General features: G+C 67.9%; 6 protein-coding genes. 2 read left to right on the forward strand and 4 right to left on the reverse strand.

Going from position 1 to position 7,872, the window contains the following annotated elements; all coding sequences use genetic code 11:
• Positions 1-54: 54 nt before the first annotated feature.
• Positions 55-2,673, forward strand: a complete 2,619-nt coding sequence (locus C492_RS06655; protein ID WP_008421648.1) for a heavy metal translocating P-type ATPase — start codon at positions 55-57, stop codon at positions 2,671-2,673.
• Positions 2,674-2,896: 223 nt separating this feature from the next.
• Entirely contained in the window at positions 2,897-4,273 is a 1,377-nt protein-coding gene (locus C492_RS06660; protein WP_008421649.1) for an aryl-sulfate sulfotransferase, read from the forward strand.
• A gap of 9 nt (positions 4,274-4,282) precedes the next feature.
• Here C492_RS06660 and C492_RS06665 read toward each other — a convergent pair whose 3' ends face one another.
• From C492_RS06665 to C492_RS06680, 4 genes are all read right to left on the reverse strand, one after another.
• Positions 4,283-4,807: a DedA family protein gene (locus C492_RS06665; protein WP_008421650.1), complete on the reverse strand. Its 525-nt coding sequence runs from the start codon at positions 4,805-4,807 to the stop codon at positions 4,283-4,285.
• A gap of 86 nt (positions 4,808-4,893) precedes the next feature.
• Entirely contained in the window at positions 4,894-5,391 is a 498-nt protein-coding gene (locus C492_RS06670; protein ID WP_008421651.1) for a metal-dependent hydrolase, read from the reverse strand.
• A gap of 67 nt (positions 5,392-5,458) precedes the next feature.
• Complete coding sequence (locus C492_RS06675) at positions 5,459-6,478, reverse strand: lysylphosphatidylglycerol synthase transmembrane domain-containing protein (protein WP_008421652.1); 1,020 nt, start codon at positions 6,476-6,478, stop codon at positions 5,459-5,461.
• 134 nt (positions 6,479-6,612) lie between these two features.
• Entirely contained in the window at positions 6,613-7,806 is a 1,194-nt protein-coding gene (locus C492_RS06680; RefSeq protein ID WP_008421653.1) for a glycosyltransferase, read from the reverse strand.
• Positions 7,807-7,872 lie beyond the last annotated feature (66 nt).

A 7,872-nucleotide genomic window follows, 5' to 3' on the forward strand; every position in this document is an offset into this window, starting at 1 on the left:
GCTTTGGATCGCTATCGAAAACGGAGGTAAACGTCGATCCCCTACGGGTACACAATGAGTCAGCGAACTACCCGCCTCGAGATCCGAGGGATGAGCTGTGCGAACTGCTCGCAGTCGGTGACCGAGGCCGTGGAAGCCCTCGACGGCGTCTCGGAGGCCGACGTCAACTTCGCCACCGACGAGGGATCCGTCGAGTACGACCCGGGCGAGGTATCGCTCGCCGAGATCTACGGGGCGATCGACGATGCGGGCTACCGTGCCGAATCCGCCACCGTCTCGGTCGGAATCGCCGACATGACGTGTGCGAACTGTGCCGACACCAACGAGGAGGCACTCGAGTTGGTTCCCGGGGTCGTCGACGCGGAGGCCAACTACGCGACCGACGAGGCCCAGGTCGAGTACAACCCGGCCGACGTCTCCCGGTCGGCGCTCTACGACGCGGTCGAGGAGGCCGGCTACACGCCGATCCGCGACGACGACGGGGCCGCGGAATCGGACCGCGAGCGGCGCGACGCCGCCCGTCGAGAGGAAATCGACAAGCAGCTCCGGCTGACGCTGTTCGGGGCGGTCCTGTCGGCGCCGTTCCTGTTCTTCCTGGCCGACCGGTTCCTTCTGGGCGGGACCGTCTTCCCCGACGCGGTCTTCGGCCTCGAGTTCGAGTGGATCGGCTTCCTGCTCGCGACGCCCGTCCAGCTCGTCCTCGGACGGCCGTTCTACGAGAACTCCTACAAGGCGCTCGTGAAGAACGGCCGGGCGAACATGGACGTCCTGATCGCGCTGGGGTCGTCGACGGCGTACCTCTACAGCGTCGCCGTCCTGCTCGGGCTGATCGCCGGGGAGACCTACTTCGACACCGCGGCGCTGATCCTCGTGTTCATCACGCTCGGGAACTACCTCGAGGCCCGCTCGAAGGGCCAGGCCGGCGACGCCTTGCGAACGCTCCTCGAGATGGAGGCCGAGACGGCCACGATCGTCGAGGAGGACGGCACCGAACGCGAGATTTCCCTCGAGGACGTCGAGGTCGGCGACCGGATGAAGGTCCGGCCCGGCGAGAAGGTCCCGACCGACGGGGTCGTCGTCGACGGGCAATCGGCGGTCGACGAGTCGATGGTAACCGGCGAGTCCGTTCCCGTCGAGAAGGAGGCCGGCGACGAGGTCGTCGGTTCGACGATCAACGAGAACGGCGTGTTGGTCGTGGAGGCGACGAAGGTCGGCGAGGACACGGCACTCCAGGGGATCGTCCGAACGGTCAAGGAAGCCCAGTCCCGCCAGCCGGAGATCCAGAACCTCGCCGACCGTATCTCGGCGTACTTCGTCCCCGCCGTCATCGCCAACGCCCTGTTCTGGGGGACCGTCTGGTTCCTGTTCCCCGAGGCGCTGGCCGGCTTCGTCGACTGGCTCCCGCTGTGGGGCCAGGTCGCCGGCGGCCCGGCACCGGCGGGCGGAAGCGTCTCGGTCTTCGAGTTCGCGGTCGTCGTCTTCGCCTCGGCGGTGCTGATCGCCTGTCCCTGCGCGCTCGGGCTGGCGACGCCCGCGGCGACCATGGTCGGGACCGCCATCGGCGCGCAAAACGGCGTCCTCTTCAAAGGCGGCGACATCCTCGAGCGCGCGAAAGACGTCGACACGGTCGTCTTCGACAAGACGGGGACGCTCACCGAGGGCGAGATGGAGCTGACCGACGTCGTCGCCGTCGACGGCGAGCAACCGGTGGCCGACGGCGGAACGGCAGCGGCCGAGAGCGCCGCTGTCAGCAGCGACCGACTCGACGAGGACGACGTGCTCCGGCTCGCCGCGTCGGCCGAGCGCGGCAGCGAACATCCGCTCGCCCGGGCGATCGTCGAGGGTGCCGAGGAGCGCGGTCTCGACGTCGTCGACCCGGACGGTTTCGAGAACGTGCCGGGCCACGGTGTCCGCGCCACTGTCGACGGCGACGAGGTGCTCGTCGGGAACCGCAAACTGCTGCGGGACGAGGGGATCGATCCCTCGCCCGCCGTGGAGACGATGGAACGACTCGAGAACGAGGGCAAGACGGCGATGCTCGTCGCCCGCCGGCCGGCCGGGGCGGACGAGGGCGAGCTCGTGGGCGTGGTCGCCGACGCCGACACCGTCAAGGACGGCGCCGCGGAGGCGGTCGGCGCGCTCCGCGAGCGCGGCATCGACGTGATGATGATCACGGGCGACAACGAGCGGACCGCCCGCGCCGTCGCCGAACGGGTCGGTATCGACCCCGAGAACGTTCGCGCCGAGGTCCTCCCCGAGGACAAGTCCGACGCGGTCGAGGCGATCCAGGCGGAGGGCCGGCAGGCGATGATGGTCGGCGACGGCGTTAACGACGCGCCCGCGCTCGCGGTCGCCCACGTCGGGACCGCGATCGGGAGCGGAACCGACGTCGCCATCGAGGCCGCCGACGTGACCCTGATGCGGGACGATCCGATCGACGTGGTGAAGGCGATCCGCATCTCCGACGCGACCCTCCGGAAGATCAAGCAGAACCTCGTGTGGGCGCTCGGGTACAACACGACGCTCATCCCGCTGGCGTCGCTCGGACTACTCCAGCCGGTGTTGGCCGCCGCGGCGATGGCGTTCTCGAGCGTCTCCGTGCTGTCGAACAGCCTGCTGTTCCGTCGGTACGAACCCGACCACGACTACGAACTGCTCGGGTTCCTGCGCTGAGTCGTCGCGTCGCCGTCGGTGCGACTCGAGTCGCCGCCTCCAGATCGCCCTACATATAACTTCCTTGACTATCCGGTTGCGCAGACTCGCGTCACGTTCCGTTTAGAAAAAACACTAATAACTCGCCTGAAAAACGGTACCTAATGGGTCCCCAGCCGACGTTGCGACAGCCGATGGTGATAGAACAGTGACAGATACATCGCCGCTTACCCGAATTCGGTCGGTGCTCTCGCGGAACCGACTCAGAATCGCGTTCGTCGCCGTGCTTCTTCTCTCCGCCGGCGCGCTCGTCGCCGCGGCCTCGAGCGACGAACTCTCCACGGCGTCCGAGGAGGAGATGCCGGTCGCTCCGGAGACGGAGAATCACACCATGATCACCGAGTCCGGACGCGCGGGGACGATCACCGTCTACGGCCCCGACGGCGAGGTCGAGTACTACAACAACTCGCGAACGAAGTACTTCGACGCCGATCCCGTCGAGGGCGATCCGACGACGGTCGAGTACACCGCGACGGACACGATCCACTCCGAGGGGCCGACCTGCAACGCCCCGCCGTGTGCGAGAAACGTCCTCGAGCGGGTCGATCTGGAGACCGGCGAGGTCGAGGTACTCTACGAGCGCTACGACCACAAGGAGACGGCCGGCGAGTGGCACGACTCGACGCGGCTCAACGAAACCCACGTCGCGATCGCCGACATCGTCGCCGACCAGGTGTTCGTCGTGAACACCGAGACGGAGGTCGTCGAGTGGCTCTGGGACGCCCAAAGCGACTTCCCGCTCGACGGCGGCGGCCCGTACCCCGGAGACTGGGCCCACATCAACGACGTCTCGTACATCGAGGCCGAGGACGATCCCAACGACGGCCGGATCATGGTCAGTCTGCGCAACCAGGATCAGGTCGTCTTCATCGATCAGGACGAAGGGCTGGTCGACGAGTGGACCCTCGGGAGCGAGAACGACTACGACGTCCAGTACGAGCAGCACAATCCCGACTACATCCCCGCGTCCCAGGGCGGTCCGGCCGTCGTCGTCGCCGACTCCGAGAACGGCCGCGTCCAGGAGTTCCAGCGAGAGGGCGGCGCGGACGGCGAGTGGAACCGCAGCTGGCAGTGGGAAGACGACCAGATACAGTGGCCCCGCGACGCCGATCGGCTTCCCAACGGGAACACGCTGATCGCCGACTCACACGGCAACCGCGTGATGGAGGTCGACGCCTCGGGCGATATCGTCTGGGAGGTCGGCTCGACCCTGCCCTACGAAGCCGAGCGCCTCGAGACCGGCGAGGAGAGCGAGGGCGGCCGGAGCGCAGCCGAACTCGGCCTCGAGTCCCGGACCGAGGACGACGAAGGCGGAGGCGCCGGCGGCGGGTTCGAGTTCGACCCGCTCGATTCCCTGGGCGGGTTCATCGAGAACGCCCTTCCCCATCGGATCTACAACGGGCTCCTCTTCGCGAGTCCGATCTGGATGGGATCGGCCGAGTTCGCCGCCGTCGGCGTCGCCCTGCTGACCGGGCTGACGTGGGTCGGCCTCGAGATCAGGTGGCGGCTCCACGACGCCGGCGTCAGGTTCCGGTCGCCGGTCCACCGGCGGAACGGGTGACGGGGGGTTTCAGAAGACCAAGAGGTGGCCCCCGAGGAGGTACAGGCCGGCGAGGATCGACTGGAAGGAGAGCGAACCCAGCGCCGAGAGGGCGAGAAACGTTCGATCGTCCATCTCCGAGAGCCCCGCCGGAACGGTACACAGCCCGCGGACGAACAGCATCGTGTTGCTCCCGGCGACGGCGATCCCGCCCCAGCGGTCGAACCAGCCGTCGAGGCGCTCGAGTCGCGACTCGGTCAGCGGGAACCACCGCTTTCGAACGACGTACTCCCGGCCGGCCCGACGCACGAGTCGGAACAGCAGGAACTGGCCGACCGTCGTCCCGACGACCGCGACGGCGACGATGACGACGACGTCGGCGATCGAGGCGCCGATCAGCGCCATCGCGCTCGGCACGACGAGCTCGCTCGGCATGAACCGCAACAGCATGGCTCCCTCGAGGATGCAGACCCCGAACAACACCGCGAACGCGAGTTCCGACGCGAACAGCGACTCGAGCCAGGACGGCACCGACTCGAGTTGCAGTAGCTTCATCGACGGGAGATAGCGCCTCTCGAACGTAAGCGTTGGTGGTTCGTCGATCGCGGATCGCGACCCACCGGTCGATGTCGGTCCGACCCCTACGTCGGCACCTCGAGCGACGCGGCGAACGCGACGGTTACGGCCAGCGACGCGAGCAGTGTCGTCGACCCGATCAGGAACAGCCGCCGGTTGATCCGCGGGTTCTTGGACTCGAACCAGTCGAGCGTGACGTGGACTTCCGACAGCGGCGCGAGCGGGCTGATCCCCATCGGCGTCACGATATCGCCCGCGAGATGGGCGAGAACGCTTGCGGTACCGACGACGAATCCGAACGGGAGCGCGCCCGGCGTCGCGGGAAGGACCAGCGCGGTCCCGGCGCCGGCGAGCAGGCCGACGAGAACGGCGAACCAGAGGGTGTGCGTCGGCCCGCGGTGGCGAAGCCGCGAAACCGATTCGTCGACGTCCGGCAGGTTCGCCAGCCCGAGGGCGAGCCCCGCGCCGAGCACTGCCCCCTCCGGCGACCAGTAGTGACTCGCCAGCGGCAGGAACGGAGCGTAAAGCAAGGCGTTGAGTCCGACGTGACCTCCCCGGTACATGACGGCTAGATACCGACGGTCCGGGACGAGCGGTGATTAACCGCTCGGTTCGGTCGACGCCGGCCGATCACTCGATCGCGCGGACGCCGAACGCCGAGGCCGAGATCCCTCCGATCAGGACCGGCATCCAGTAGATCGCGCCCCGGAAGATGATCACGGCGGCGGTGATCGCCGACGCCGGGAACCCGGTCGTGGGAACGAGCAGCGTCACGAACGCGGCCTCGATTCCGCCGAGTCCGCCCGGAAGCGGCGCCGCGCCCGCGAGATTGGCGAGCGGGATCACGAACAACAGCACGTACGGCGGAGCGCTGTAGCCGATAGCGGCGAAGGCCGCAGTGAGCGCGGCCACCTGGAAGAGCCAGCCGGTAAGCGAGAGCCCGACCACCATCGCCAGGCGGTACCGATCGGTCGCGACGCGCTCGATGTTCTCGAAGAACCGCTCCAGTCGGCCAGCGATATTCGCCTCGAGCGTTTCGGGGTCGAACTGTACGAATCCGAAACGCCCGATTCGAGAGGCCAGAACGGCGGGAAGACGCTCGGCGATGGCGTTTCGATACCGCCAGGCGAGCGCCATCCCGAGGACGATGGCCGCGATCAGCGCGACCGCGGAGCCGACGGCCGTCTCGAGCCGATCGCCGACGGCGGCAGTCGTCGCGTAGTACCCGACCCCGGCGAGGATCAGCGAGATCGACGGAACGACGTTGAGCACGTCGACGCTCGCGATTCCGGCGAGTCCGGTCTCGTAGCGCGCGTCGGAGACTTTCGAGATGAGCAGGGCGGCGACGGGTTCGCCGCCGGCTTGGCCGAACGGGGTGACGTTGTTGGCGAAGACGGCGCCGGCGTAGACGAAAAACGCCTTCCGGGCCGAAATGTCGACGTCGAGTGCGGCGAGCACGCTCCTGAGCATCAACCCCCAGGCCGCCAGCCAGCACAGCGCGAGGACGAATGTGGCGGCGACCAGCGAGGGCGCGGCCGAGCGCAGCGCATCGACGACGTCGCGTGCCCCGACGGCGAAAAACAGTACGGCGAAGACGGCGACCGTTCCGAAGGCACCGACGAGGAGGGCACGCTTGTTTCGCTCGTCCATAGCGGACCTGGAGCGGCAGTTACCTTGAAACGTCTGATTGTCACCGACGCCGATCGGACGCGATCGTCCTCGAAGAGATCCCGACGGCCGCGACGAACTTTCGATCGTAGACCGCGTTTCGCTCCGTCGAGCAGTCAGTCGCCGAACTCCCGGGGTTCGCCGCCGAAGCCCCACTCGTCGTCGCTCGCCGTCGGCACCTCCGCCGACGATCGGGCTCCCCGGTAGAGCGACTCGAGGTGCGACAGCGTGCGCTCGACGTCGTAGCGTTCGACCGCTGCCCGCGTCTCCCGCGACCCCGCCAGACACGACTCGATCGCGTCGCTCATCCCCTCGAGGTCGCCGTAGGCGAAGCGCTCGCCGTTGTCGGGGCCGATCGTGCGGTCGAACGGGGCCGCGTCGGTCGCGGCCACCGGCGTTCCGCAGGCGTTGGCCTCGAGCGTCGACAGCCCGAGCGTGTCGGCCGTCGACGCCGTGACGAAGACGTCGAGCGAGGAGTAAAACGTCGGCAGCTCCTCGCGGGGCAGGAACCCCCGGATCTCGACGTTGTCGGGCGCCTCCCGCTCGAGGCGCTCGCGGAAGGGACCGTCGCCGACGATCGCGAAGTCGTACTCGGGGAGGGTGTCGGCGACGCGGAGGATCTCGTCGACGTTTTTCTCCATGCTGAGTCGGCCGCTGTAGCCGATCACCGTGCGGTCGGGGTACCAGTCGGNGTCGGCGACGCGGAGGATCTCGTCGACGTTTTTCTCCATGCTGAGTCGGCCGCTGTAGCCGATCACCGTGCGGTCGGGGTACCAGTCGGCGTCGGTCGGCCGGAAGAACTCCATGTCGATGCCGACGGGCAGGGGGACGTGTTCGACGTCGCGGTCGATGCGTTCGGTCGAGGCGGTCACGACGTCGAAGCTCCGCAGGAACGCCGTCTCGAGGGGAACGTAGGCGCGCCCGAGCGCGTCGGCGACGGACTCGAACGCGACGTTCTGGTGGACGTACTCCTCGAGCGGGGTGTGGTGGGTGTAGATCGCGGGCAGGTCGTGCTTGCGGGCGTAGTACCGCCCGAGGAGGCCGACCGTGGCGGGACCGTGACAGTGGACGACGTCGAGGTCGGGAAGCGTGGAGGGACGCTTGCCGATCGGGATGCGGTAGCCCGGGTAGAAGGGGTTCGAGACCGACCTGACGGGGATCTCGCGGTCGCCGGGGTCGTAGTCGCCGTCGGGGTAGACGACGTAGACCTCGTGGCCCTCGCGCTCGAGCTGTTCGCGCCAGAGTTTGATCGTGTACGTGACGCCGTCGATCTCGGGAAAGTAACTGTCCGTGAAGAATCCGATGCGCATTCAGATCAGCTCCTCGTACAGCCGTCGGTACTGGTTCGCGACCGTCTCGAGCGAGAACGCCTCGCT

The organism is Natronococcus jeotgali DSM 18795, assembly GCF_000337695.1.
Classification (GTDB): domain Archaea; phylum Halobacteriota; class Halobacteria; order Halobacteriales; family Natrialbaceae; genus Natronococcus; species Natronococcus jeotgali.

What these genes read in the sequence shown, in the direction of transcription:
- C492_RS06675 (WP_008421652.1), bottom strand. Translation starts at nt 6,478, where the DNA reads ATGGACGAGCGAAACAAGCGTGCCCTCCTCGTCGGTGCCTTCGGAACG.
- C492_RS06670 (WP_008421651.1), bottom strand. Translation starts at nt 5,391, where the DNA reads ATGTACCGGGGAGGTCACGTCGGACTCAACGCCTTGCTTTACGCTCCG.
- C492_RS06655 (WP_008421648.1), top strand. Translation starts at nt 55, where the DNA reads ATGAGTCAGCGAACTACCCGCCTCGAGATCCGAGGGATGAGCTGTGCG.
- C492_RS06665 (WP_008421650.1), bottom strand. Translation starts at nt 4,807, where the DNA reads ATGAAGCTACTGCAACTCGAGTCGGTGCCGTCCTGGCTCGAGTCGCTG.